This window comes from Nocardia cyriacigeorgica (genome assembly GCF_010858045.1).
GTDB lineage: Bacteria > Actinomycetota > Actinomycetes > Mycobacteriales > Mycobacteriaceae > Nocardia > Nocardia cyriacigeorgica_E.
This window is the reverse complement of record NZ_JAAGVC010000018.1, coordinates 44,843-71,058: the sequence shown is the minus strand read 5'-3', so window position 1 is coordinate 71,058 and position 26,216 is coordinate 44,843. Positions and strand designations below refer to the sequence as shown.

The following is a 26,216-nucleotide window of genomic DNA, read 5'->3' as shown; positions in this document are numbered from 1 at the left end:
GCGTTTCAGCGGGGCCTATGCTCGCTCCAGTGTCCAAGTTGACGACAGCGGCGAAGCGGATGCTGCTCGGCAGGCCGTTCCGCAGTGATTCGCTCGGTCATACCTTGCTGCCGAAGCGAATCGCGCTGCCCATTTTCGCCTCTGATGCCATGTCGTCGGTCGCCTACGCGCCCGAAGAGATCTTCCTGGTGTTGTCGGCGGCCGGGATCTCGGCCTTCGTATACGCGCCGTGGGTCGGCATCGCGGTGGCGATCGTGATGGCCGTGGTGGTCGCCAGCTACCGGCAGAACGTGCACGCCTATCCGTCGGGCGGCGGCGACTACGAGGTGGCCACCACCAATATCGGTCCCAACGCCGGTCTGACGGTCGGCAGCGCGCTGCTGGTGGATTACGTACTCACGGTCGCGGTCTCGATCTCCTCGGCGGCCTCCAATATCGGCTCGGCCATCCCGTTCGTCGCCACCCACAAGGTGCTGTTCGCGGTGGTGGCCATCGCCGTGCTGACCGCCATCAATCTGCGCGGTGTCCGCGAATCGGGCAAGACCTTCGCGATCCCCACCTATGCCTTCATCTTCGGCATGTTCTTCATGCTCGGCTGGGGGCTGCTGCGCATCTATGTCTTCGGCGAGGACCTGACCGCGGAGTCGGCCGGGTTCGGACTGGAGGCCGAGGACGAGCACCTGTACGGCATCGCCTTCGCGTTCTTGATCGCGCGGGCGTTCTCCTCCGGATGTGCCGCGCTGACCGGCGTCGAGGCGATCAGCAACGGTGTGCCCGCATTCCGGAAACCGAAGTCGCGCAATGCCGCCACCACCCTGCTGCTGCTGGGCACCATCTCGATCACCCTGCTGATGGGCATCATCATGCTCGCCCAGAAGATCGGGATCGTGTACGCGCACAACCCGGAGCACCTGGTCGGCGCTCCCGCCGACTACCAGCAGAAAACACTGATCGCGCAGCTGGCCGAAACCGTCTTCGCCGGTTTCCCGATCGGCTTCTTCTTCCTTACCGTGGTCACCGCGCTGATCCTGGTGCTGGCCGCCAACACCGCGTTCAACGGGTTCCCGGTGCTCGGCTCGGTACTCGCCCAGGACCGCTACCTGCCGCGTCAGCTGCACACCCGCGGTGACCGGCTGGCATTCAGCAACGGCATCCTGTTCCTGTCCGGGGCGGCCATCGCCTTCGTCGTGCTGTTCGACGCCGAGGTGACCAAGCTGATCCAGCTCTACATCGTCGGCGTGTTCGTCTCGTTCGTGCTGAGCCAGTTCGGCATGCTGCGGCATTGGACCAGGTTGCTGCGCACCGAAACCGACAGCGCGCAGCGATCGAGGATGAAGCGGTCGCGGGTGATCAATGCCGTCGGTCTCACCATGACGGGCACCGTGCTGGTGATCGTGCTCATCACCAAGTTCTTCGCCGGTGCCTACATCGCCATCTTCGTGATGATCGCGATCTTCGTGGTGATGCGGATGATTCGGCGCCACTACGATTCGGTGGCCCGCGAGCTCGACGAACACGAGTGGGACGGCGTGCTGCCCAGCCGGTCGCATTCGATCGTGCTGGTCTCGCGGCTGCACCTGCCGACCCGCCGGGCCCTGGCCTACGCACGCGCCACCCGGCCGGACACGCTAGAGGCGATCACCGTCAACGTCGACGATCCCGATACCAGGGCCCTGGTGCGCGAATGGGAGCAAAGCGATATCAACGTGCCGCTGAAGGTGATCGAATCGCCGTACCGCGAGATCACCAAACCGGTGCTCGATTACGTCAAGCGGGTGCGCAAGGACGCACCGCGCGATGTCGTCACCGTGTTCATCCCGGAGTACGTGGTCGGCCACTGGTGGGAGCAGTTGCTGCACAACCAGAGCGCGCTGCGGCTCAAGGGCAGGCTGCTGTTCGAGCCCGGCGTGATGGTGACCAGCGTGCCCTGGCAGCTGAGCTCCTCGGCCAAGGCCCGCGCGGCCGGGGTGACCAACGCACCCGGCGCGGTGCGGCGAGGATACGAGGATCGCTCATGACCGCGCGAGGCGAGTGCGGGCCGCGGCGATGAGCGACTGGTCCGGGCACACCGTCGAGATCCGGCTGGGCCCGCCCGGCCACGGTGGGTTCTGCGTCGGACGCCACGAGGGCCGGGTGGTGTTCGTCCGGCACGGCCTGCCGGGTGAGCTGGTGCGCGCCCGCGTCACCGAGGACGCCGGCGGATCGTTCTGCCGTGCCGATGCGATCGAGATCCTGGAGGCTTCGCCGGACCGGGTGCCCGCCACCTGCCCGGTGTCGGGGCCGGGTGGCGCGGGCTGCTGCGACTTCTCGCACGCCACGCCCGCCGCGCAGCGCGAACTCAAGGCCGCGGTGGTGGCCGAACAGCTCCGCCGGATCGCCGGGCTGGACCGGGAGATCGTGGTCGAGCCACTGGACGCCGGCACCGAGACGGGCGGCTGGCGGACCCGCGTGCGGCTACCTGTCGACGCGGCAGGCCGCGCGGGGGCCCACCGGTATCGGAGCACCGAGGTCATCGCCGATCTGCGGTGCCCGCAGCCGGTAGCGGGCGCGCTGGACGGGATCGCCGACCGGCTCTGGACCCCTGGCGCCGATCTGGTGGTGGCGGTCGACGGTGACGGCACCCGTCACCTCGTGGAACTGGCTCCGCCGGTCGAAACCGACCTGGGCCGCGACCGGGACCGCCGCGGCGATACCGCCGACCCTGGACGCGAAGGCCCGCGCCGTAGCCGTGCCGGCGACCGTCCGCATCACGGCAAGCGCGGGGGACCGCGCGGCCGCCGCGGCGAATCCCGCCCCGGCAACGCCGAACGTCAACGCGCGGCCGCGCATCGCGCCGCCGCGCACGCGGCCAGGGACGAATGGCTGATCGAGGGCAGCGGCCGGGCCGTCGAATACGTGGCGGGCCGGCGCTGGGAGCTATCGGCGACCGGCTTCTGGCAGGCCCACCGTGCTGCCGCGCAACGTTATTCGGATGTGGTGGCGGGGTGGTCCGCCCTGGCACCGGGGGATACGGCGTGGGATCTCTACAGCGGTGTCGGTGTCTTCGCGGCCCGGCTGGCCGAACAGGTCGGTCCGTCCGGTGCGGTGCACGCGGTGGAATCGGGGCGCACCGCGGTGGCCGACGGCACGCTCGCACTGGCCGATCTGCCCTGGCTGCAGCTGGGTAGCGGCCGGGTCGAGCGCTGGGTGGCCCAGCACACCGGCGGCGCGCCTCGGGTCGTCGTGCTCGACCCGCCGCGCGCGGGCGCGGGCAAGGCCGTCGTCGGCGCGGTCACATCCGTCGCACCCGAGCGCATCATCCACATCGGCTGCGATCCCGCCTCCTTCGCCCGCGACGTCGGTCTCTACCGCGCGGCCGGCTATGAACTCACCGGCCTGCGCGCTTTCGACGCCTTCCCGGCGACCCACCACGTCGAATGCCTTGCGCTTCTGGAGCGTTGAGCCGGACCGCTGGAGCGTTGGGCGCGGCGCGGGTCACGAAGGTCGTCCGTCGTGCCACGGCCACGTGGCGATCGCCCGATGGGGCTCCGTGCGTCCGGTCGACTACCGCGGCGCCACTGGAAGCGGACCTGCTCCCGCGCTCGGGACCGAGTACGCCGGAGTGTCGGCGGTTCAGTCGAGTTCCCAGGTGACCCGCACGTCGGCGGCGAGTTCGGATTCGCCGAGCTCCACCGGCACCGCTGCTGCGGCATAGGCGATTTCGCTCGCTCCACGCGCACGGGGGCGGGGGACCGGGACCGGCGCCGAGGTGTCCTCGGTGATCTCGACGACAGCACCGAGGGTGCGTCCGGCGCGCTCGGCGTACTGCTCGGCCTTGGCTTTGGCGTCGTCCCAGGCCGCGTCGCGGGCGGTGCCGAGCAGGGCGTCCGGGTCGGCGACGGTGAGTTCGAGTCCACCGAGACGGACATCGTCGCCGCCGGCGTCGACACAGTGCGCGATGATGGTGGCGGGGCCGGGGTCGGCGTCCTCGCCGATCTCACGCAGCGTGATCGTCAGCGACGTGGTCGCCAGATAACCGGTGATCTTGTTGCCGCCGCCCTCCACCCAGACGGTCTCGGTCCGCACCGACAGCCCGCTGGTGGCGATATCGGTGCTCGGCACGCCGTAGGAGCGCAGCGAGGCGGTGACCGCGGCGACCCGCTCCCCGGCGCGCCCATAGGCCAGGGCCACCTTGCTCGCGCGGCTTTCCACCGACAGGGTCACGCGCATGAGGTCGGGGGTCGCGTGGACGGTTCCGTGCCCGAACGTGGTGACCGCGCCCGACGACTTCTTCTTGCCCACGAGTTCTCCTGTCCTCGGTTGTTCGCGCACGCCTACGAGCCCACTCTAAGCTGGGCATCGTATGTCGAGTCTCACATTCGCCGGCCAAGTCCGCTGGTGGGGATCCGTCGTCGTGTGAGGCACACAGAGTGGCTCCGTAGACTGATCGGATCAGATGCGCTATCCGGAGGGAGCGAGTTCAGGTGGGAATGCTTTCCCGGGTCGACACGCCCGAAGACCTGCGGCAGCTGACGGTGCCGCAGCTGCGCGAGCTGGCGGCGGATATCCGTGAGTTCCTGGTCCGCAAGGTCGCGGTCACCGGCGGTCACCTCGGCCCCAACCTCGGCGTGGTCGAATTGACCATCGCCCTGCACCGGGTCTTCGACTCGCCCGCCGACCCGCTGATCTTCGACACCGGCCATCAGGCCTACGTGCACAAGATCCTCACCGGCCGCAAAGACCAGTTCGACACCCTGCGCACCCAGGGCGGCCTGTCCGGCTACCCGAGCCGCGCGGAGAGCGCGCACGATTGGGTGGAGTCCTCGCATGCCTCCGCCGCGCTGTCCTACGCCGACGGTCTGGCCAAGGCGTTCGCGCTGACCGGCCAGGACCGGCATGTGGTGGCGGTGGTCGGTGACGGCGCCCTCACCGGCGGCATGTGCTGGGAAGCGCTGAACAATATCGCCGCCGCACCCGATCGCCCGGTGGTCATCGTCGTCAACGACAACGGCCGCTCCTATGCTCCCACCATCGGCGGTCTGGCCCAGCGGCTCACCGCGCTGCGCACCCAGCCGGCGTATGAACACGCCCTCGACGCCGGCCGGCGGCTGCTCAAGAGCATCCCCCGGGTGGGCGACTCGGCGTACTCGATGATGCACGCGGTGAAAGCGGGCATCAAAGACGCGGTCAGCCCGCAGGAGCTGTTCAGCGATCTCGGACTCAAGTACGTCGGCCCGGTCGACGGGCACGATATCGCCGCACTCGAGGGCGCGCTGCGCCACGCCAAGGACTTCGGCGGTCCGGTGGTCGTGCACGCCGTCACCCAGAAGGGCCGCGGCTTCGAACCGGCCGAGAACCACGAGGCCGACCAGATGCACGCCTGCGGGCCGATCGACCCGCTGACCGGTGAGCCGGTGGGCAGCAGCAAGGCCAAGGACTGGACCTCGGTGTTCTCCGCCGAGCTGATCGAACACGCGCAGCGCCGCGACGACATCGTCGCCATCACCGCCGCCATGCCCGGCCCCACCGGCCTGGCCGCCTTCGGTGAGCGATTCCCGGAGCGGATGTTCGATGTCGGGATCGCCGAACAGCATGCGGTGGCCTCGGCGGCCGGTCTGGCGCTCGGCGGCATGCATCCGGTGGTCGCCATCTACTCGACTTTCCTCAATCGGGCCTTCGACCAGCTGCTGATGGATGTCGCGCTGCTGAAGCAGCCGGTCACCCTGGTGCTCGACCGCGCGGGCATCACCGGCTCCGACGGCGCGAGCCACAACGGGATGTGGGACCTGTCGGTGCTCGGCATCGTGCCCGGTATGCGGGTCGCCGCGCCGCGCGACGCGGTCACCCTGCGCGAGGAACTGGGTGAGGCGCTGGCCGTCACCGACGGGCCCACCGCGCTGCGTTTCCCGAAAGGCAGTGTGGTCGAAGAGATCACGGCGGTGGAGCGGCTCGACGGCGTCGATGTGCTGCGCCTGCCCGAGGGCGACGGCACCGCCCGTACCCAGCACGGTGACGTCCTGCTGGTCGCGGTCGGCTCGTTCGCGTCGATGGCCGTCGAGGTTGCCGAACTGCTGGCGCCGGAAGGCATTTCGGTCACCGTCATCGACCCGCGCTGGGTGCTTCCGGTCTCCGACACCATTGTCAAGCTGGCCGAGAACTACCGCATGGTGGTCACCGTCGAGGACAGCGGCCTGCACGGCGGCATCGGCTCCAGCGTGTCCGCGCGCCTGCGCACCGCGGGTCTCGACGTCCCCACCCGCGATATCGGTGTGCCGCAACAGTTCCTCGATCACGGCACCGTCGCCCAGGTCCGGCAGGAGCTGGGTCTCACCGCTCCCGACATCGCTCGCCGCATCGCGAGCTGGGTCGACGCGGGCTGAGCCGGAGTTACCCGCCCACCTCAGTCGCGGGTCGCGCTCGCGATGAACACCGGCACGGCGACCATGAGCCGATCGTGTGCTGTGACCGCGAGGATTTCACCCGCTGCCCGAGTTTCCGATCCGCGATCGCCGCGACTACAGCCGGGGGTGATCCGGGCGGTGTGGCGGCGAAATGCCAGGACCGACTGCCGCAATCAGGGTGCGGGAGGCGACTAGACCAGCTCGACTTCGTCGAACGCGACGGTCATATGGTGGCGCCGCTCGCGCAGTACACCACCTTCACGGTGGACGGTCCCTTCGCTGAATTCGATACGCATCCGGGCGCCACGGGCGTCGACCACGCCGCAGATCCCGCTGAACGGCCCGTGCGGAAAGTAGCCGACGTCACCCGGTGCGAATTCGGTAATCCCCACGCCGCCAACGTAATCCACTCAGTCGCCGTCTGCCGGTTCCTGCGGCGGCTCGGCGACGATCAGCGCGACGGTCAGGCGCGGCACGGCCAGTTCGCGCTGCCAGGGCCGGGCGCCGGCGGAGCGGAGGAACTCGTCGATCTGTTTGCCGAGCTCGGTGGCCGAATCGGGGCCGAAGTCGTAGCTGGGGAGCCCGTCCCAGCACAGGCGCCGCACCACGTCGGGGGTGAGCAGGTTTTCCACCGGGACCAGGACTTCGGTCGACAGCTCGCCCATGGCGGCACGGGCTCGGGTCAGGCGGGCGGCGGCCACCGGGTCACGGCGCTCCCAGCGGTTGACCGGCGGCGGCCCGTCGTAGGGCTGGGACAGCGGCGGTAGCTCGGTATCGGGCAGCGTCCTGGCGCGCTCGACGGCGCTGAGCCATTCCCGCGAATACCGGCGCTGGCGCGGCCCGCCGAAAACCGGCAATTCGCGCAGTTGGGCGATGGTACGGGGCTCGGCGTTGGCGGCGGCGATGATGGCCGAATCGGGCAGGATGCGCGAGGGCGCGATATCGCGCTGGCGGGCCAGTTCGTCGCGGGTGGTCCACAGTTCGCGCACCGTCGCCAGCTGACGTGCTCGCCGCAGGGTGTGGATGCCGGAGGTGCGCCGCCAGCGGTCGGCCTTCGGCGCGGGCGGCTCGGTGAGCCGGACGTGCTCGAATTCCTGTGCCGCCCACTCGGTTTTGCCCTGCTGATGCAGCGCGATCGCCACCGCTTCGCGTAGCTCGAGCAGTAGTTCCACATCGAGGGCCGCGTAGTTCAGCCAGGCCTCCGGCAGCGGCCGGGTCGACCAGTCCGCGGCGCCGTGCCCCTTGCGCAGCGCACGCCCGAGCAGCCGCTCGACCATGGCCGCCAGTCCGACCCGGTCGAACCCGGCCAGCCGCCCGCCGAGTTCGGTGTCGAACAACGCCGCCGGACGCAACCCCAGCTCGGCGAGACCGGGCAGGTCTTGGTCGGCCGAATGCAGCACCCACTCGAGATCGTTGATCGCCTCGGCCAGCGGTGCCAGCGCATCAGCCACCGGGATCGGGTCGATCAGGAAGCTGCCCGCTCCCGCGCGCCGCAGCTGGATCAGGTAGGCGCGAGCCGAGTAGCGGAAACCGGAGGCGCGTTCGGCGTCCACGGCCAGCGGACCGGTACCCGCGGCGATCCGGGTGGCGGCCTCGGCGATCTCGGCTGGAGTGCTGAGCACCGGCGGCACACCGTCGGCGGGGACGAGCAACGGCACCGCGGTCTCGGTCTCGGCGTCCACCGAGACCTGCGTGGTCGTACTGTCCGTCTCGCCGCTGTCCACGTCGCGGCCGGCCCCGTCTGCTTCCGGCATAGAGGTGAACTCTACGTGGCGCTCAGCTGCGGTCGTTATTGGTGTACGACTGTGGCCGCAAATCTGTGATACCGGCCGGTGGCAGCCCGGCGGCGAAGGCCAGTACCTCGGCGAAGGCTTCCACGTGCGGACGCATCTCGGTGGTCATCGCGGTCCAGGAGGCGCGCAGCTCCAGCTGGTGGGCGCGCGGCGGGCCCGCGATATCGCCGTAACGGACCGAACTGGTGGAGGTGACGGTGCCGCCGAGCGCGGTGAACGGCTCCCCCCGCGATTCCAGCGCGTCCACCAGCCAGCTCCACGCCACCTCGGGCAGCAGCGGGTCGGTGGCCAGGGCGGCGTCGATATCGGCCTGGATGTAGGCGACCAGCCGGAACGTGCCGTGCCAGGCCTCGTCACCGTCGGGGTCGTGCAGCAGGATCAGCCTGCCGAACGCATCGCCCTCGGAGTCGATCGGCACCACACCGGTCTCGGGGTGTTTGACCTCGGCGCCGAGCGCATAGGAATACGGGGCCAGCCGTTGCGGCGGACGGATAGGGGCCAGCTCGATCCGGGGATGCACTGTTGCGGTGCCCATCGCCTCGACCGCGGCACGAAAGGAAGCTGGTTCGCCGTCGGAGCCCTCGGTCGATGCGGCGCCGTCGCGGTAGTCGAGCGGTGTCACGAGAGGTGACGGTAGACCTACCGTCCCCGGCGCAGTCGGAGGCGCGCCGCTGAGGGGCGGGTGGACCCGCCTACGATAACGATGGTGAGCACACAGACGCGCCGCCGGTTGACCGATGCCCCCTTCCTGGCCGCCGCCACCGGCGGCGAGCCGAGCCGGCGTCCGGTGTGGTTCATGCGCCAAGCCGGCCGCTCGCTGCCTGAGTACCGGGAGCTGCGCGCGGGCATCGGCATGCTGGAGTCCTGCTTCGATCCGGAACTGGTCTGCGAGATCACCATGCAGCCGATCCGCCGCCACGGGGTGGATGCGGCAATCCTGTTCTCCGACATCGTCGTTCCGCTCAAGGCGGCGGGCATCGACCTCGATATCGTGCCGGGTGTCGGCCCGGTGGTGGCCGCGCCGGTGCGCAGCACCGCCGATGTGCGGGCGTTGCCGCGGCTGCGACCGGAGGAGGTCGGCGCCGTCACCGACGGGATCGGGCTGCTGCTCGACGCACTGGGGCAGACGCCGTTGATCGGGTTCGCGGGCGCACCGTTCACGCTGGCGTCGTACCTGGTCGAGGGCGGTCCGAGCAAGCATCACGAGCGCACCAAGGCGATGATGCATGCCGATCCGCAGACCTGGCACGAGCTGCTCGGCGTGCTCACCGACATCACCATTGCCTTCTTGCAGGCCCAGCTCGCGGCCGGAGTGGACGCGGTGCAGGTGTTCGACTCCTGGGCCGGTGCGCTCTCGCAGGCCGATTACCGCCGGTTCGTGCTGCCTCATTCGGAGCGGGTGTTCGCCGAGGTCGCCGCGGCCGGTGTGCCGCGCATCCACTTCGGGGTGGGCACCGGTGAGCTGCTGGGGGCGATGGGGGAGGCGGGCGCCGACGTCGTCGGAGTCGACTGGCGGGTGCCGTTGACCGAAGCCGTGCGCCGGGTCGGTCCTGGAAAAGCGTTGCAGGGCAACCTGGATCCGGCGATCCTGTTCGCCGGGTGGGACGCGGTGGAGGCCGAGGCGCGCCGCATCACCCACGAGGCCGACGAGGCCATCACCCTCGGGGCCGCCGGTCATATCTTCAACCTCGGCCACGGGGTGCTGCCCGATACCGATCCGGGTGTGATCACCGCGCTGGTCGAACTCGTCCACCAGTTGTGACGTCCGCCGCAGCCCGTCGCGTTGCACTGATCGCGCCGGGGCGGAATGCCTTTCTGCGATACCGATTCCACGGCGTAGCAGCAATTTCCGGCGATTGATACCGCATTGCCGCATGCCCTGATCCGGCGCCTAAAAACCGCACGAATTCGCGTAATTAAGAACACCCGTCCGGAATTGGTTTCCGGAGTCCCGGGCTCGGTAGCGTCGATGCCATGCAGCTGACTCGCTTGACCGATATCGGGCTCCGGGCCCTGATGCGGTTGGCGGTGAGTGACGAGGCCGATAACCGGGTCACCACTCGGTTGATCGCCCGGCAGGTCAACGCGTCCGAACGTCATGTGGCGAAAGCGGTGACGCAACTGGTCGAGCTGGGTTTCGTGCAGGCGCAGCGTGGCCGCTCCGGTGGGTTGTTCATCACCGAGACCGGGCGCGGCGCGTCGGTCGGCGCGCTGGTGCGTGCCCTGGAAGGTGACCGCGAAGTTGTGCTGTGCGAGGGCGATCATCCCTGTCCGCTCGCCGGTTCCTGCCGGTTGCGCCGAATTCTCGCGGACGCCAAGGAAGCGTTCTATCGAGAATTGGATCGTTATACGGTCACCGATCTCGTCACCGGACCTGCCGTCGAATTGCTGCATCTGCTCACCATTCCCTCGGTGGGCGGTGGTTCCGAGGTAAAGGAAAGTCAGTGAACACCGACAGCGTCGTCCGTGCCCTACCCGAACTCGACCCCGAGCATGCCGAAACGATCCGCGCCACCCTGCCCTTGGTCGGTGCCCATATCGACGAGATCACCACGGCCTTCTATCGCCGGCTGTTCGGCAACCATCCCGAATTGATCCGTGATCTGTTCAACCGTGGCAACCAGGCGCAGGGTTCCCAGCAGCGTGCGCTCGCCGCCTCCGTCGCGTCCTTCGCCACCTACCTGGTCGATCCGCAGCTGCCGCACCCGTCGGCCATGCTGTCGCGGATCGGGCACAAGCACGCATCGCTCGGCATCACCGCCGATCAGTACCAGGTGGTGCACGACAATCTGTTCGCCGCGATCGTCGAAGTGCTCGGCGCCGACGTGGTCACCGACCCGGTGGCGGCCGCCTGGGATCGCGTCTACTGGTTGATGGCGGACTCGCTGATCGACCTGGAGAAACAGCTGTATGTGGCGGCCGGTGTCGAACCCGGCGATGTGTTCCGGGACGCGGTGGTCGTGGGACGTGAGGACGATCCGGCCGGTGCTGCGATCTTCACTGTCGAGTCGGCTGATCCCTCCGCGCCGTTCCCGGAATTCCTGCCGGGGCAGTATGTTTCGGTCGGCGTCCGGTTGCCCGACGGTGCGCGTCAGCTACGCCAGTACAGCCTGGTCAACAACCCGGGCGAAGGAAAGCTGACGTTCGCCGTCAAACGCGTGGACGCTGTCGCGGGCTGTCCCGCCGGCGAGGTGTCGAGCTGGTTGCACGACAACCTCACCACCGGCGACCACCTCGAGATCACCCTGCCCTTCGGCGACCTGACCGTCGACACCGACGCGACCACCCCACTGGTCCTCATCTCCGCTGGCATCGGCATCACCCCGATGATCGGCACCCTCGAATACCTGGCCGCCCACCGATCACCCCGGACCGTCCTGGCCCTGCACGCCGACCGCACCCCACGCACCCATCCCCTGCTGAACCGCATGCGCACCCTCATCGACCGCCTCGACGCGGCCACCCTCGAACTCTGGTACCAAGACGAGGCGGGCGAAGCCCACCAGGGCCTACTGGACTTGTCCACGATCACCCTCCCCGCCGACGCGGACATTTACGTCTGCGGAGCGGACGGATTCTTGGATGCGGTCCGCTCCCAGCTGACAGCCGTGGGCGTCCCGAGCGATCGGGTGCACATCGAACAGTTCACCCCGACCGATTGGCGGACCGGCGTCTGCCCGGTCTGAGCGGGTTCCCGCCGTCGCCGCGACTGAGCGCGGCCGGGCCTGACATCAGGGCTCGGAAACCCTGACCGAAAACACGCATGACGGCGCCCCGTGGCCGATCTGGTGGTCACGGGGCCGTCGCAGATTTCTCGGCGCCGGTGGACTGTGCCGACCCTGGCCTGCGATTCGGTGGTCGGCCGAATCTGTCGGTGGTCTGCCATAAGATCACCGCATGAGACGGATTTTCGGTTGGGGCGCAACAAAATCCGAGGCGCCGGCGCGGGAGGAAAGTGGGGCCGTCGAGTCGGACGAGGCTAGTGGCGAACGTGCTGCGGCGACGGCCGCCCGGGCGGCGCGGGTGTCGCGGGAGCTGCGCGGTGTGCGCCGATACTGGCGGCGCAATAGACCCATCGAACGGTCGCCCTACTCGAACAACCCGTCCATGCCGGGATAGCTCTGCCGGGGCGTCCGCGGCTCGACCGTCGCGTCGCCGGGTGCCGCGCGCAGGCTGTGATCCTCACCGCGTCGCCAATGCGGTGACCAGCGGTTTCGCCGACCACCGTGACGGCCGGTCACGGGCGGGGATTACCGTCGTCGGTATGAGAATCGCGGTCGTCGGCGGTGGTATCAGCGGGCTGGTTTCGGCGTATCGGTTGCGTGGGCTGCTCGGGCCGCAGGCCGAGATCGTCGTGGTAGAGCGGGGGGAGCGGCTCGGCGGCATTCTCTACACCGGTGAGATCAACGGGGATCCGGTCGATCTGGGTGCCGAGGCGTTCGTCGGGCGGCGGCCCGAGGTCATCGCACTGCTGGCGGAGCTCGGGCTCGACGATCAGTTGGTGCGCCCGGCGGGGCTGCGTCCGCTGATCTGGGCCGAGGGGAGCACACACCCACTGCCTGCCCGGACGCTGATGGGAATCCCATCCGATGCCGACACGCTGCGCGGACTGGTGTCCGAGGAAACCCTGCAACAGGTCGCCACAGAACCCGAACGGCCATTCAGCTGGCAGCCTGGCTCCGACATCGACGTGTACAGCCTGGTGGCCGACCGGTTCGGTGCGGAAGTCGCTGACCGCAGCGTCGATCCGCTGCTCGGCGGGGTGTACGCGGGCAGCTCACGATCCATCGGGGTGCGCGCGGCCCTGCCTGGTCTGGCCGCCGCTCTCGACAACGGCGCCCCCAGCCTCACCGCCGCCGTCACCGCGGCCCTGCCGCCACCATCGGATGCACCCGTCTTCGGCGGAATCCGCGACGGCTATCAGGTCCTGCTCGAAGCGCTCGCGCAACGATCCGGCGCGACGTTCGTGACCGCGGAAGCCACCGAACTCACCAGGACGGCGACGGGGTGGCAGCTCGAACCGGTGGGTGCGGTGGACGCCGTCGTCCTCGCCACGCCCGCCCCGGTGACTGCCCGCCTGCTCGCTGCGGAAGCGCCCGCCGCGTCGTCGGCGCTGGCCGGAATCGAGCTCTCCTCCTCGGCCCTGGTCGCACTCGCCCTCCCGCGCGACACCCCGCTGCCGCAGAACTCCGGCATCCTCGTCGCCACCGGAGAACCGTTGAGCGCCAAGGCCTTCACCCTGTCCAGCCGCAAATGGCCGCATCTGGCCGCCCGCGAGATCGCGCTGGTCCGCGCCTCCTTCGGCAAATTCGGCGATGACGCCGTGCTGTCCTGGCCGGACGGCGAACTCGTCGCCGCCGCCGTCGCCGACCTCGCCACCGTCACCGGCGTCCCCATCTCCCCACTCTCGGCCACCGTCCAACGCTGGCCCGGCGCCCTCGCCCAATACGCCCCCGGCCACACCAGCCGCATCGCCGAGATCGAATCCGCCACAGCCGAATTCGACACCCTCGCCATCACCGGCGCCTACCTGCACGGCGTCGGCGTCCCCGCCTGCGTCGCCTCCGCCACCACCGCCGCCCGGCATATCGCGGCAGCGCTCACCTGACCGCCCGCCATATCGCTGCGGCGCTCGCCTGGCCGGGCGTCTGCCGCTGCGGCTCGTCTCGTGGTGGGGCGAGTCAGCGCGGCGAAATCTCCCGGCGGCCATGGTGTCGGGGAGGAAGCGGCAGTGTCCGGGGAGCTCCTGGCCGGTGAAGCCGATGCGGAGACGATGATCTAGGCGAGTGCTTCCCGAAGCGCGTGCGGCAGGGGAAGGAATGCCGGAGACGTCAGTCGCAGCATTCGCAGTCGTGCCCTGCGGATCCCCTCGTGGCGAGCGCCGCGGCCGGTGCGGGGCAGCAGGTGTCGCCCTTCCAGGCGTTGCGGCCTTCTTTCACCGCGATGGCGGCGATGACGAGGGCTGCGATCGGGTCGGCCCACGACCAGCCGAACAGGCTGTTGAGCAGCAGGCCGACGAGCAGCACTGCCGACAGGTACGTGCACAGCAGGGTCTGTTTGGAATCGGCGACGGCGGAGGCCGAGCCGAGCTCACGGCCGGCGCGGCGTTGCGCCCAGGACAGCACCGGCATGACGACCAGGCTCACGGCGGCGAGTCCGATGCCGATCGGGGAGTGCTCGGCGTCGCCCATGCCGAGCAGGCCGCGGATCGACTCGACGGTGACGTAGGCGGCGAGGGCGAAGAAGGAGAACGCGATGACCCGCAGGGCGAGCTTCTCCCGTTTCGCTGGGTCGCGTCCGGCGAATTGCCACGCCACGGCGGCCGCAGAGGAGACTTCGATCACCGAATCCAGCCCGAACCCGATCAGCGCGGTCGACGACACCCGTGCGCCCTCGGTGAGCGCGATAATCGCCTCGACCACGTTGTAGGCGATGGTCGCCGCGACGAACCAGCGAATCCGCCGCGCCAGCACCGCTTTCCGGCTCGCGCTCGGCTTCGCCCGCGCGGTCGGCGTTCCCGGCGAATCCATCAGCAGCACTCCTGGGTATCGGCGGCTGGGCAGCAGGCCGGATCCACGACAAGCACCAATCCGAGCAGATCAGACAGTGCGGCCGAAATCCTGGCATCGGCCAGCTCGTAGCGGTTGCGCCGCCCTTCCGGCACGGCGACCACCAGCCCGCATCCGCGCAAGCACGCCAGATGGTTGGACAGAATCTGCCGCGTGACCCCGATCTGCTCGGCCAGCTCCGACGGATAGCCGGGACCTTCACGCAGGCTCAGCAGGATTCGGGTGCGCGTCGGGTCGGACAACGCATGACCGAACCGGGCCAATGCATCGTGATGCAGCGAGGTCTCCATACCCGAACAGTACATGGAAATCTGTATTCAGAAAATAGTGAACATTGATGCTGCGCTTGCTCGTCGGCCGTCGCACGACCGGATCGCCGCGCGCCCTGTTCGCTGGGGCGCGGTCACGGGGTTGCCGAGTCGGCCTTCGGCAGCACACGTCTCGCGCTCGGTCCGGCGCGCGGCGCGGCACGACGTCCGGGCGGGGATGGCGGCGGCGGGAAAAGCGCCGAGTGGCACGATGGGGGTATGGCGCGACTCGACTACCAGGCTCTCAATTCGACTATCCGGTACCTGATGTTCTCGGTGTTCCAGGTGCAACCCGGTGCGCTGGGTGACGACCGGGAGGCGGCGATCAAGGAGGCGCGCGCCTTCTTCGACGGGCTGGCCGATCGCGGGGTGGTGCTGCGCGGCATCTACGACGTCGCTGGTATGCGCGCCGATGCCGACTTCATGCTGTGGACGCACGCCGAACGGGTCGAAGATCTGCAGGCGGTTTACGCCGACTTCCGCCGCACCACCGCGCTCGGCAAGGCCAGCGCGCCGGTGTGGAGCAATGTGGCCATCCACCGGCCCGCCGAGTTCAACAAGAGCCATATCCCGGCGTTCCTGGCCGGCGAGGACCCGGGCAACTACATCTGCGTGTACCCGTTCGTGCGGTCCTACGAGTGGTACCTGCTGCCCGACGAGGAGCGCCGCAAGATGCTGGCCGATCACGGCAAGGCCGCCCGCGGCTACCCGGATGTGCGAGCCAACACCGTGAGCTCGTTCGCGCTCGGCGACTACGAGTGGATCCTGGCCTTCGAGGCCCCGGAACTGCACCGCATCGTGGACCTGATGCGCGATCTGCGCGCCACCGAGGCCCGCCTGCACGTGCGCGAGGAAGTACCGTTCTTCACCGGCCCGCGCGTCGAGGTCGAGCAGCTGATGACCGCGCTGCCCTGAACCCAGTACCGCGCATGCCCCGAACTTTCGGGGCATGCGCGCCGCTGCCTGGTTGCGTACCGTTTGCGCACGGCACGTCGGGTTACTGGCGGGTTGCGGTGTCCGAGGGGTGCAGCCGCAGCGCGATGGAATTGATGCAGTACCGCTTGTCGGTGGGTGTCCGGTAGCCCTCGCCCTCGAAGACGTGCCCGAGGTGGCTGTGGCACGTCGCGCACAGCACCTCGACCCGGCGCATGCCGAGCGAATTGTCCGCTCGCAGGATCACCGCGTCGGAGTCGGCCGGATCGAAGAACGACGGCCAGCCGCAGTGCGAGTCGAACTTTTCCGTACTGCGGAACAGTTCGGCGCCGCAGGCTCGGCAAGTGTAGACGCCCTCGGTCTTGGTGTCGGTGTATTCGCCGACGAAGGGCCGTTCGGTGGCCGCCTCACGCAGCACCGCGAACTCTTCGGGACTGAGCTTGGCCTTCCACTCCTGCGGCGTCAGCTGGATCCGCGGGGCGGGCAGGGAGGTATCCGATTCGGAGCTCATCACTCCACGGTAATGCGCTTGTCCTCCGCCGCCGCTGTGTCGTTGTCCGCTTCCTCGGCACGATCGCGCATTCGCTCGGCGCGTGCGGCGGGTGAACCCGGCTGTTCGGCGTCGATAGTGCCGGTGGACGCCACGGCCGCAGGCTCGGCCGGTCCACGCGGGTCCGGCGCCGAGGCCATCCACGCGGGATCGATCCCGAACTTCAGCCGGCCTTCCCGGCGCGCGGCCAGATAGCGGTCACCGAGCACGCAGAACACCACGATCAGCAGCAGACCCCAGCCGAAGGTGATCCGCAGGTATTCGATATTGCGGCCGAGGCTCTGCCAGCGATCCGACAGCCATTTGTCGTAGCTGAGGAACCCGAAAATGGCGAGCCAGGCCGGCCAGTTGCGCAGCACCGAGTTGCGCAGCACCACCGTCATCAGGAACGGGAACACCAGCATCGAGTAGTACATCTGGCCCAGCGACGACAGCAGCCAGGACGCGATCAGCAGCACGCCGGAGGAGGTGCAGACGAAGAAGAGCTCGTCCTCGCGGTAGTAGCGGTACAGCAGCCACAGCGTCAACGCCACGATGACGCCCATGGCCAGCCGCATGGTCCAGGTCAGCCACGGCGGCAGCCCGAAGTACTCGGCGTTGCCGGAGATCGCGCTGTTGAAGTAGTCGCGGGTTTCCAGGATGTAGGGGCCGGTCCGGGTGAGGAAGGAACTCGCGTCCTTCATCAACGGCCAGGCGATCGCGTTGAGCGCCAGCGGCACACCGAGAGCGGTGATGAACACCTTCCACTGCCCGCGCGCCGCCGCGATCAGCAGCAGCGGCGCGAGCGTGGGTTTGACCGCGATCGTCAAGCCGAGTATCGCCCCCGACCACACATCCCGCCGTTGCAACAGCAGCATGATGAACAGCAGCTCCGCCAGCAGCAGGCACCCGTTGACGTTGGTGAACACCAGCGTGTTGATCACCGTCTCGGACATGAACATCGCCAGCAGCAGCGCGGGCGCGGCGATCGACTTCAGCGTGTAGTTGAACAGGCGAAGCAGCAGATACCAGGCGATCAGGATGGCGACGGCGTTCAGCAGGATGAACAGCCAGCGCGACTTCTCGTAGTCGATGATCGCGATCGGCGCGATGAGCAGCGTGCCGCTGGGCGGATACAGGTAGTGCGGATCGACCGAGTCGAAATTGGCCGTGTAGACCGCGCGACCGTTCAGGAAATCGAGCGACGCCTGATACACGGGCCGATAATCGTCTGTGACGAAACCATTGACAGCCTTGATGAGGACCCTGTTCAGCACGGTCATGACCGCGAGGGGCCACAGTGCGAACTTGATCACCTCGGCGGTGGTGCGAGCTGTCCTGGGCTCGAGCTGTCGAAGTAACACTGGGGCACGGTACACCGGATCGTGCCCAGATGGTTGCCCGGACCCGCCTCGGCGTGCCCGCGACCGGGTCGGCGAGCCCGCCGAGGCGGGAGTCGATGAGGTGCGCACCGCGCCGCTCAGGCCGGGCAGGCAGTGCCGTCGGCGGGCAGCTTCGCGTCCTTCAGGTACTCGACCACAGCGCGCTGCGCACAGCCGGAGTGGTTGGACACCGGATGGCCGTAGCCCTGCCAGGTGAGGGTGGCATTGCGCGCGCCCGCGCGCCCGAGTGCACCGGTGACCGATGCCTGACCGGCACCGCTGACCGGATCGGCCACCCCGGCCAGTACCAGCACCGGAAGCGCGAGCTTCTCCGGGGCCGCCGGCGGGGTCAGCACGGGCCAGGCCGAGCAGGTCAGCAGCGAGATCGCCGCGGCGCGGCCGAACACCGGATACTTGGCGCCCCAGTCCTCGGCAAGCCCGGCCGCCTGGCTCGCCGTCGGCGGCTGCTGGGTGTCGGTGCAGCCGTTGACGAACTGTCCGTCGTCGGCGGTGGCCGAGGTCGCGCGCTGGACCTGGTTTTCCAGCGGCGCGAGGTCGCCGCGATCGGCCGCCGAGAGCGCATCGGCCAGTTCGGTGACGCGGTTGTTCTGGTCGCTGCGCGGGCTGCCGAGGAAGCCGGTGATCGCGGTGAGCAAGCCGTTTGCCGAGATGTCGCCGAGCTGTCCTGCGGTGGCCTTGCCGAGAAGTTCGGTCACCTTCCCGCGCGGATCGGGACCAAGCGAACAGTTCAGGCCGACGCAGCGTTGCGCGAACGCCGTCAACGCCGCCTCCGCGCCCTGCACCTGCTGCTCGCCCTTGGTCACCGCGTCCACGCCCACCGCGTGCGGTGAATCCAGCACCAGGCGCGCCAGATGATCGCCGAACTTGCGGGCATAGGCCATCGCGACCAGCGCGCCGTTGCCGGTGCCGATCATCGCGATATGTTCGACCTGCCACTGCTTGCGCAGCTGCTCGATGTCGTCGGCGGCGTGCGCGGCGTCGAAGGTGCCGTCGTAGGGCTGGAGGAAGTCGCGGCAGGCGATGGTGGCGTTCTGGCTCAGCTCGGCCATCGTGGCGATCTGGTCGTCGCCGGGCGAGAACTGGGCGTTGTCGTGGATGGGGTCGCGGATTTCGGGTGGCAGGCAGTCGATCGGCTGCGAGCTACCGATGCCGCGACGGTCGACCGCGACGATCGGGCGTTGGGCCAGGATCGCGTTGGCCGGGCCGACCGCCAGCCCGGCCAGCGTCGCGGTGGAGGACCGGTCGGTGCCGGAGGTGAGCACGACCGGCGCCGCGTCGGCGGGGGTTTGCGGTAGACGGGCACGGATCGCGCCGTTGCGGAAGGAACCGAGAATCGCCCCCGAAGCGTCGATCGGCGTCGAATACTCGGCGCATTCGAGCACCAGGCCCTCGGGGGCGGGGCCGAGACCGAGCAGATCGAGCGTCGGCGTGGTGCATTCCCGCCAGCTCAGATCGGTCTTCGGCACCTCGGCCTGCGGCGGCGGCGCGGCGGCGGCCGAGGTGGTGGCCTCGCCCGCGACCGGCGGACGTTCGATGGCCACGCCGGGGCGATCCGAGGGTCCGGCCCCGCATCCGGCGATCATGATCGAAAGTATCGAGGCCGGTACCACGGCCCGAGTCCAGCGCATGCGTTACACCCTGCCAGGTCTCGTGCCGTGTTTCACACAGGCCCTCAGCAGCGCACCCACCGGATGAGCATCGTCGCGTCCTCGTCCAGCAGAATGTGGGCCGGGCGCATCGTCACCCGGAACTCCTCGCGCGACAGCGCGATTCGCGCCGCGGTCCCGCCGATCAACACCGGCGAGGTGGTCAGGCACAGCTCATCGATGCAGTCCGCGACCAGCAGATCACCGAACAGTCGCGGCCCGCCCTCGCACAACACCCGCGTCAGTCCGCGCTCGGCCAGTGCCGTCATCGCGGCCTGCGGTGACACGGCGACGTCACCGGCCTCGATCACCTCAGCTCCGGCGTCGGCGAGCTGCTGTTTGCGGATGGCGGGCGCGGCCGCGGTGGTGATGATCAGCGGGGCGACCAGGTGCGGGTTCGGCCCCGCAGGAGGCCGCGTCGCCTGGCCACCGGCGGAATCGGCCCGGGTAGCCGCAGACGCGTCGTGGGACCGGGGAAACAGCCGTGCGGTGGCGTCCATCGCGGCGCTGGCCGTCACCACCGCGATGGGCGGTGGCGTGCCGTCGGGGTGGCCGCCGATCCCGAGCTCGTGCAGCCGGCGCCGCAGCGCCGGATCGGTCTTGGCGGGACCGTAGTTCTCCGTCCGTACGGTGCCCGCTCCGACCAGCACCACGTCGGCCAGCTCGCGCAGCGCCAGAAAGACCTTGCGGTCGGCGTCGGTGCCCAATCCGCCCGACACGCCGTCGCTGGTGACGGCGCCGTCGATGCTGGACACGAAATTCGCTCGCACCCAGGGACGGTCGAGCCCGGTGGGGTAGCCGTAGAGCTGGAAGAGTTCCTCGTCGGTCAGTCCTGTGAGCTGGATCGCATTGTGGATACGCTGCATGAAGACAGATCACACCACGTCATTAGGCTTCGCCCATGCAAGAACGCCTCGTCGATCGCCATCCGGAGGTTCCGGCGGATCAACTCGTCGCCCAGATGGTGCCGCCACCCATGTTCGACGAGGTCAGCTTCGCCTCCTACATTCCCGACCCGAACGAACCCAGCCAGGCCGCCGCGGTACGCAAGGCCGAGGAGTTCGCCGGGCAGGTCGCCAAGATCCACAAGGCCGCCTCGAAGAAGAGCCTGTTCGGTAAGAAGAAGCAGGTCGACGGCGCCGGGCTCTACCTCGACGGCGGCTTCGGCGTCGGCAAGACCCACCTGTTGGCCTCGATCTTCCACAGCGCGCCGGCACCCAAATCGTTCGGCACCTTCGGCGAGCTCACCAACCTGGTCGGCGCGCTCGGATTCACCAACGCGGTGGAGCGGCTCAGCGCCAACAGCGTGCTGTGCATCGACGAATTCGAGCTCGACGATCCGGGCGACACCATGCTGGTCTCGCGCCTGCTCACCGAGCTGTCGGCGAGCGGTGTGTCCATCGCGGCGACCTCCAACACCCTGCCGGGCCAGCTCGGCGAGGGCCGTTTCGCCGCACAGGACTTCATGCGCGAGATCAAGAAGCTCGGCGCGATCTTCGAGGCCGTGCGTGTCGACGGCCCCGACTACCGCCACCGCGACCTGCCGCCCGCGCCCGAACCCACCTCGCCCGACGAGCTCGCCGAGCGCGCCGCCGCCACGCCCGGTTCGACCCTGGATGATTACGACCAGCTGCTGAAGCATCTGAGCACCCTGCACCCGTCCAAGTACGGTGCGCTGATCTCCGGTGTCTCCTCGGTCTTCATCTCCGGCGTGCACCCGGTCACCGATCAGGCGGTGGCGCTGCGCATCGTGGTGCTGGCCGACCGGCTCTACGACGCCAGCGTGCCCGTCACGGTGTCCGGCGCCAAGCTCGACGAGATCTTCTCCCAGGAGATGCTCGATGGTGGCTACCGCAAGAAATACCTGCGCGCGATCTCGCGTCTGCTGGCCTTGTCGCGGTTCGAAGTGACGGCCTGAGCCGATCGAGTACGGCGGCGGTCGCGGCGTATCACCACGTCGGGCCCCTGGATCAAGCCGGATCCGACGCGGCGTGATCGGCCGCGACTCGCCGAAACGGGCTTGACCGCACCGTCTCCGGCTTGGTTTGCTGGGCGGGACTTGCCGTGGGAGCCGTCGGCAGAACAGGCCGGGCACCACGCGCCGATGAGGGGAGCTTCGCGATGGTCCACCGTTCCACCATGGTCGGTTACGGGCTGCGTGTGCCGATCGCTCTGGTCGCCGGGGCGGCCATCGCCTTCGGGCCCACCGCCGCCATCGCACCCGCCGATCCGCCGTCCGCGTCGAGCGCGCTCGCCATCGACCGCTCACTCCACCTGGAAGGCGCGCGGAATGCCCGCGACCTCGGCGGCTATCGCACCGTCGACGGGCGAACGGTGCGCACCGGACTGGTGTTCCGCACCGATCAACTCGATCACCTCACCCCGGCGGATCTGGCCGAACTCACCGAGCGCAAGGTACGCGACGTCGACGATCTGCGCACCGTCTACGAACGCGCGCTCGCACCGGACCGGGTGCCGGCAGGTGCCCGGGCGAACTGGTACGACGTGATCGGTGGCGCGCCGCTGCCGCAGCTGGTGTCGAGCCTGGCCGGCGGCGCCGAGATGTATCGCGCCTTCATCACCGCCCCCGGCGCCAACGCGGCCATCGCGTCGGTGCTGCGTGACGTCATCGAGAACGGGCGGGCCGCCGACGGTGGCGCCGTGCTGTTCCACTGCACCGCGGGCAAGGACCGCACCGGCTGGACGGCCGCGGTGCTGCTGAGCATCCTCGGCGTCGACCGCGCCACCGTCACCGAGGATTACCTGCTGTCGAACCACTATCGCGGCGCCGAGCCCGGTGATCTGCTCAACGGTGTCGAAGCCGGCTGGCTCGATGCCGCCTTCGATCAGGCCGCGGCCACCTACGGCAGCTTCGACAACTACGTCCGCACCGGTCTCGGCCTGACCGATTCCGAGATCGCCGGCCTGAAAGCGCGCATGCTGGCCTGAGCGAGGCTCGGCCTCAGAACACCAGTTGCATCACGTAATCGTGGTGTACCTGGTTGCCGACGGTGAAGGTCTTGGTGCCGACGGTGTCGAAACCGTGCTTGGCGTAGAAGCGTTGCGCACGGGCGTTTTCCTGGTTCACCCCGAGCCACACTCCCGAATAGCCGTCCTCGCGAGCCCTGTCGAGCGCCGCCACCATCAACGCCGTGGATACGCCCGTCCCGTGATGGCCCGGCAGCACATACATCTTGCTGATCTCGACCACCGGCCGCGGATCGACCGCCGCCGCGACCTCCGGATCGGCCGGTTCGCCGCCGACCAGCATCGCGTATCCGACGATCTCGCCGCCCGACACCGCCTTCAGCACCGCGCGCGACGGATCAGACAGGTACTCGCCGAACCGTTCGCCCGACAGCACCTCGGAGATGAAGATCTCGATATCGTCGGCGGTCGCGCCGGGTGGGCACGCGAGCGGAAAGGTCGCCGCGGCGACATCGCTGAGCGCTTCGGCATCCCAGAGTCCGGCCCGGTCCACGATGACTGGGGTATTGCTCATGTGTCCAGTACAGCACGAACCCTGGCGAGTGCCCGGAGTTTGCCGGGCGTGGCACGGGAACGGCCGCAACCACATCGCTACGCCCGCCGATCACCGCGCGCCCTGCCGCCGAGGCGCGGCGGGATACCGCGAGGCGGTAGGACGAGGACCTGGAAGCCGGAGTGAATTGGCTCCGCCTGGCCAATATGCCGCTGTGCGCTAAATTCTGGCCATGACAGTGGTAGCGGTACTTGCTCCGGATTCGGTGATCGGTTTCGAGGTGATGCTTCCCGGCATGGTGTTCGGCGCGGCGAACAGCATGCTCGGCGAGCAGTACTACGACATCCGCGTGGTGACCCCGGGCGGCAGCGCGGGTGCGGCGGCGGTACACGGCGCTGTCCGGTTGCAGTCGGAATGGGATCTCGACTGCCTCGCCGAGGCGGACATCGTCATGATTCCGGGCCGGACCGAGTTCCTCGACGAGCCCGCCGAAGCCGTTCGCCGCGCACTGCTGGACGCCGCCGCGCGGGGCGCGCGGGTGGCGTCGGTCTGCGTCGGCGCGTTCACCCTGGCGGCGACCGGGTTACTCGACGGGTCGCGCGCGACGACCCACTGGGAACACGCCGCGGAACTGGCTCGCCGGTATCCCCGCGTCGAGGTGGATCCGTCGGTGCTGTTCGTCGACAACGGGTCCCTGCTCACCTCGGCCGGTGTAGCGGCCGGACTCGATCTGTGCCTGCACATGGTGCGCCGCGACCTGGGCGCGCGAGTCGCCGCCGATACCGCGCGGCGACTCGTCATGCCGCCGCAACGTGGCGGTGGCCAAGCGCAATTCATCGCACACACCGACCCGGACGATTCCGGCGCCTCGCTGCAGCCGGTGCTCGACTGGATGCAAGCCAACCTGCACCGGCCGGTGACCCTCGACGACATCGCCGCGCACGGAGCCCTCAGCGTGCGCAGCTTGAACCGTCGATTCCGGGCCGAGATCGGGACCACGCCATTGCAGTGGTTGCTCCGAGCCCGGGTGCACCGGGCCCAGCAACTGCTCGAGACCTCGGACCTGTCGATCGATCGAATCGCCGAGGCTTCGGGTTTCGGCACCGCCGCGACCCTGCGATACCACTTCGCCCGGTTCGCCCGGACCTCGCCGCAGGCCTACCGCGCCAGCTTTCAGCATGCCGGACGGCTGGCCAGAATTTAGCGGACATTGGCTATCCGGCCACTGGGCGGTGGTCGCTTCCGAACCGAGACTGAGTGGGCACATTCGGAAGGGACAACGATGACCGTTCAACAAGCCGACCGGGCCCAGTTCGACCTGCCCACTTCGGAACTCGCGCTTGCGGCCGACGCGCTCGTGGCGCGGGTGTCGCCGCCGCTGGTCTACAACCATTGCGTCCGCGCCTACCTGTACGCGCGGGAGGTCGCCAAGGCCGAAGGGCTGCGGCCGGGGGTGGATTACGACGACGAGCTGGTCTACCTCGGCAGCATCCTGCACGACCTCGGGGCGACCGAACACGCGAACGGCGATCAGCGGTTCGAGGTGGACGGCGCCGACGCCGCCGCGGAGTTTCTCCGCAGCCACGGGGTCGAGGAGTCGCGGGTGCGGACGGTATGGAATGCCGTCGCCCTGCACACCGTCGACGGCATCGCCCATCGATTCGGGCCGGTGGAGGCACTGGTACAACGCGGCACGGGCGTCGATATCGTCGGGCGCTACCGGGACCTGCTGCCGGAGGGTTTCGCGCAGCGTGTGCACGCGGTATGGCCGCGCCACGACCTCGGATACGCGTTCGGTGAGATGCTGGCCAGGCAGGTGCGCGACAATCCGGCCAAGGGCAGCCCCTTCAACTTTCCCGGCCAGATCTGCCGGCTGTACTACCCGACGCACGGGCCGATCACCTGGTTCGACCTCGTCGACTCCGCGGGATGGGGCGATCGTCCGGTGCGGGTCGGTGCCGACAGCGTGGGAGCCGGTTCGCCCGCCGAGCTGGCAGCGCTGTTCACCACCCACTTCAACGCCGGTGATCTCGATGCCTTGATGGCGCTGTATGAGCCTGCGGCGCTGCTGTTCTCGGCGCCTGGCGAGAGCCGGGCCGGAACCGAGGCGATCCGGGCGGCGCTCGGCGAGATGATCGGCTCCGGGGCCACCATCGAACTTCGTCCTCGCCGCCTCCACGTCGCCGGTGACTTGGCGATGATCTCCAATGACGCCGTCGTTTCCGGTGTGGGTCCGAACGGCGCCGCCGTGGTCTCCACCTCCACCGAGATCGCGCGGCGTGGCCGGGACGGGTCCTGGCGGTACGTGCTGGACGACCCCTACTTCTCCGCATGAGCACGCGGAGCTCACGCCGACGCGCCGGTGCTCGCGCGCCGGAGCGGCACCTCGAGCACGATGACCGGGCATGAATCGGCGGACGATGCTGCGGGCCGGTGTCGGCGCGGCCACCGGTGCCGGATTCCTGGTGATGCCGACGGCGGCACCGGCGCCGACGCGGCGCCGACGCGACGATCCGGCTTCATGGCGGGTGCAGATTCTCGTCTTCGACGGGGTTGACGACCTGGATATCTTCGCGCCGCTGGAAGTGCTGGGTTACGCGACGCATTTCGACTCTCGTGCCGAGGTCGAGCTGGTCAGCGCGGCTGATCCAGGTCCGGTCGTCCTGATGTCGGGCACCGCGATCGACATTCGTTCCGGGTGGTCGCCGCACCTGGCCGACGTGATCGTGGTGCCCGGCGGTGGCTACGGCTTACCGCCGGGCGCACCCGGCGTCCCGACCGAGATCGAGCGGGGTCACCTGCCCCGGCTGCTGGCGGCGGCCCGGCGGGACGGACTGACCATGGCCTCGGTCTGTGTCGGGTCGATGCTGCTGTCGGCGGCGGGGCTCACCCGGGGCCGACCGTGCACGACCCATCACCGGCTGGTCGAGCAGCTGGAACGGGAAGGCGGTGTGATCACCAGAGCGCGAGTCGTCGACGACGGCGATCTGGTCACCACCGGTGGTGTCACCTCTGGTCTGGATCTCGCGCTGTGGCTGGTGCAGCGCGAGTTGGGTTCGGCGACGGCCCTCGCCGTCGAGGAAGTCATGGAATATGAGCGGCGGGGGACGGTCTGGACCCGGTAGCGGGTGCGACCTCCCCGATCGACTCGGCCCCCGCCGGGGGTACCACGGC

Annotated in this window: 24 protein-coding genes; 13 read left to right on the top strand and 11 right to left on the bottom strand. The window is 69.1% G+C overall.

Annotated features, from left to right (window positions below; translation table 11 throughout):
* Positions 1–29 precede the first annotated feature (29 nt).
* Positions 30–2,018 carry an APC family permease gene (locus GV790_RS17245; RefSeq protein WP_163814364.1) on the top strand — a complete coding sequence of 663 codons (1,989 nt, stop codon included), beginning with the start codon at positions 30–32 and terminating at the stop codon, positions 2,016–2,018.
* A gap of 28 nt (positions 2,019–2,046) precedes the next feature.
* The gene (locus GV790_RS17240; RefSeq protein ID WP_163814363.1) at positions 2,047–3,441 is read left to right on the top strand and encodes a class I SAM-dependent RNA methyltransferase; all 1,395 of its coding nucleotides are present in this window, start codon (positions 2,047–2,049) and stop codon (positions 3,439–3,441) included.
* A gap of 171 nt (positions 3,442–3,612) precedes the next feature.
* On the opposite strand, the gene GV790_RS17235 is transcribed toward GV790_RS17240, so the two are convergent.
* On the bottom strand, positions 3,613–4,281 hold the full coding sequence (locus tag GV790_RS17235; protein WP_163814362.1) for an SIMPL domain-containing protein: 669 nt from the start codon (positions 4,279–4,281) through the stop codon (positions 3,613–3,615).
* A gap of 182 nt (positions 4,282–4,463) precedes the next feature.
* Between GV790_RS17235 and dxs the strand changes: the two genes are divergently transcribed.
* A complete protein-coding gene (dxs, locus tag GV790_RS17230) occupies positions 4,464–6,359 on the top strand; it encodes a 1-deoxy-D-xylulose-5-phosphate synthase (protein WP_163814361.1) in 1,896 nt (631 codons plus the stop codon).
* 212 nt (positions 6,360–6,571) lie between these two features.
* On the opposite strand, the gene GV790_RS17225 is transcribed toward dxs, so the two are convergent.
* From GV790_RS17225 to GV790_RS17215, 3 genes are read right to left on the bottom strand one after another with little or no spacing between them, the layout of a single operon-like run.
* Complete coding sequence (locus tag GV790_RS17225; RefSeq protein WP_163814360.1) at positions 6,572–6,772, bottom strand: hypothetical protein; 201 nt, start codon at positions 6,770–6,772, stop codon at positions 6,572–6,574.
* An 18-nt stretch (positions 6,773–6,790) separates the two neighbouring features.
* Positions 6,791–8,134, bottom strand: a complete 1,344-nt coding sequence (locus GV790_RS17220; protein WP_256673359.1) for a ribonuclease D — start codon at positions 8,132–8,134, stop codon at positions 6,791–6,793.
* A gap of 22 nt (positions 8,135–8,156) precedes the next feature.
* A complete protein-coding gene (locus GV790_RS17215) occupies positions 8,157–8,708 on the bottom strand; it encodes a DUF3000 domain-containing protein (RefSeq protein WP_048834261.1) in 552 nt (183 codons plus the stop codon).
* A 168-nt stretch (positions 8,709–8,876) separates the two neighbouring features.
* Between GV790_RS17215 and hemE the strand changes: the two genes are divergently transcribed.
* The 4 genes from hemE (at position 8,877) to GV790_RS17195 (ending at position 13,781) form a co-directional block, all read left to right on the top strand.
* The gene (gene hemE / locus GV790_RS17210) at positions 8,877–9,935 is read left to right on the top strand and encodes a uroporphyrinogen decarboxylase (RefSeq protein ID WP_163814359.1); all 1,059 of its coding nucleotides are present in this window, start codon (positions 8,877–8,879) and stop codon (positions 9,933–9,935) included.
* Between the two features lie 212 nt (positions 9,936–10,147).
* Entirely contained in the window at positions 10,148–10,621 is a 474-nt protein-coding gene (locus GV790_RS17205; RefSeq protein ID WP_163814358.1) for an RrF2 family transcriptional regulator, read from the top strand.
* The gene (locus tag GV790_RS17200; protein ID WP_163814357.1) at positions 10,618–11,859 is read left to right on the top strand and encodes a globin domain-containing protein; all 1,242 of its coding nucleotides are present in this window, start codon (positions 10,618–10,620) and stop codon (positions 11,857–11,859) included. Before GV790_RS17205 ends, GV790_RS17200 begins: the two co-directional genes overlap by 4 nt.
* Positions 11,860–12,437: 578 nt before the next feature.
* Complete coding sequence (locus tag GV790_RS17195) at positions 12,438–13,781, top strand: protoporphyrinogen oxidase (RefSeq protein ID WP_163814356.1); 1,344 nt, start codon at positions 12,438–12,440, stop codon at positions 13,779–13,781.
* Between the two features lie 223 nt (positions 13,782–14,004).
* On the opposite strand, the gene GV790_RS17190 is transcribed toward GV790_RS17195, so the two are convergent.
* Positions 14,005–14,703 (bottom strand): cation transporter, encoded by a 699-nt coding sequence (locus GV790_RS17190; protein WP_163814355.1) that lies wholly within the window; start codon positions 14,701–14,703, stop codon positions 14,005–14,007.
* Positions 14,703–15,032 (bottom strand): ArsR/SmtB family transcription factor, encoded by a 330-nt coding sequence (locus tag GV790_RS17185; protein ID WP_163814354.1) that lies wholly within the window; start codon positions 15,030–15,032, stop codon positions 14,703–14,705. The genes GV790_RS17190 and GV790_RS17185 overlap by 1 nt, the downstream gene beginning before the upstream one ends.
* A gap of 237 nt (positions 15,033–15,269) precedes the next feature.
* Between GV790_RS17185 and hemQ the strand changes: the two genes are divergently transcribed.
* Positions 15,270–15,965, top strand: a complete 696-nt coding sequence (gene hemQ, locus GV790_RS17180; RefSeq protein WP_163814353.1) for a hydrogen peroxide-dependent heme synthase — start codon at positions 15,270–15,272, stop codon at positions 15,963–15,965.
* Positions 15,966–16,047: 82 nt separating this feature from the next.
* Here the strand turns inward: hemQ and msrB are convergent, their stop codons facing one another.
* From msrB to GV790_RS17160, 4 genes are all read right to left on the bottom strand, one after another.
* The gene (msrB, locus tag GV790_RS17175) at positions 16,048–16,494 is read right to left on the bottom strand and encodes a peptide-methionine (R)-S-oxide reductase MsrB (RefSeq protein WP_163814352.1); all 447 of its coding nucleotides are present in this window, start codon (positions 16,492–16,494) and stop codon (positions 16,048–16,050) included.
* Positions 16,494–17,876 carry a glycosyltransferase family 87 protein gene (locus tag GV790_RS17170; protein ID WP_280210333.1) on the bottom strand — a complete coding sequence of 461 codons (1,383 nt, stop codon included), beginning with the start codon at positions 17,874–17,876 and terminating at the stop codon, positions 16,494–16,496. Before GV790_RS17170 ends, msrB begins: the two co-directional genes overlap by 1 nt.
* Positions 17,877–17,992: 116 nt before the next feature.
* A complete protein-coding gene (locus tag GV790_RS17165; protein WP_163814350.1) occupies positions 17,993–19,498 on the bottom strand; it encodes an alpha/beta hydrolase in 1,506 nt (501 codons plus the stop codon).
* Between the two features lie 89 nt (positions 19,499–19,587).
* Complete coding sequence (locus GV790_RS17160) at positions 19,588–20,427, bottom strand: pyrimidine reductase family protein (protein WP_163814349.1); 840 nt, start codon at positions 20,425–20,427, stop codon at positions 19,588–19,590.
* A 35-nt stretch (positions 20,428–20,462) separates the two neighbouring features.
* Here GV790_RS17160 and zapE point away from each other — a divergent pair, with 35 nt between their 5' ends.
* Positions 20,463–21,479: a cell division protein ZapE gene (gene zapE, locus GV790_RS17155; RefSeq protein WP_163814348.1), complete on the top strand. Its 1,017-nt coding sequence runs from the start codon at positions 20,463–20,465 to the stop codon at positions 21,477–21,479.
* 203 nt (positions 21,480–21,682) lie between these two features.
* Positions 21,683–22,510, top strand: coding sequence for a tyrosine-protein phosphatase (locus tag GV790_RS17150; RefSeq protein WP_163814347.1), 828 nt, complete (start codon positions 21,683–21,685; stop codon positions 22,508–22,510).
* A gap of 13 nt (positions 22,511–22,523) precedes the next feature.
* Here the strand turns inward: GV790_RS17150 and GV790_RS17145 are convergent, their stop codons facing one another.
* Positions 22,524–23,063, bottom strand: a complete 540-nt coding sequence (locus tag GV790_RS17145) for a GNAT family N-acetyltransferase (RefSeq protein WP_163814346.1) — start codon at positions 23,061–23,063, stop codon at positions 22,524–22,526.
* A gap of 211 nt (positions 23,064–23,274) precedes the next feature.
* Here GV790_RS17145 and GV790_RS17140 point away from each other — a divergent pair, with 211 nt between their 5' ends.
* From GV790_RS17140 to GV790_RS17130, 3 genes are all read left to right on the top strand, one after another.
* The gene (locus tag GV790_RS17140) at positions 23,275–24,246 is read left to right on the top strand and encodes a GlxA family transcriptional regulator (RefSeq protein ID WP_163814345.1); all 972 of its coding nucleotides are present in this window, start codon (positions 23,275–23,277) and stop codon (positions 24,244–24,246) included.
* Positions 24,247–24,324: 78 nt separating this feature from the next.
* The gene (locus GV790_RS17135) at positions 24,325–25,377 is read left to right on the top strand and encodes a nuclear transport factor 2 family protein (protein ID WP_163814344.1); all 1,053 of its coding nucleotides are present in this window, start codon (positions 24,325–24,327) and stop codon (positions 25,375–25,377) included.
* A gap of 70 nt (positions 25,378–25,447) precedes the next feature.
* The gene (locus GV790_RS17130; protein WP_163814343.1) at positions 25,448–26,167 is read left to right on the top strand and encodes a DJ-1/PfpI family protein; all 720 of its coding nucleotides are present in this window, start codon (positions 25,448–25,450) and stop codon (positions 26,165–26,167) included.
* Positions 26,168–26,216: the final 49 nt, after the last annotated feature.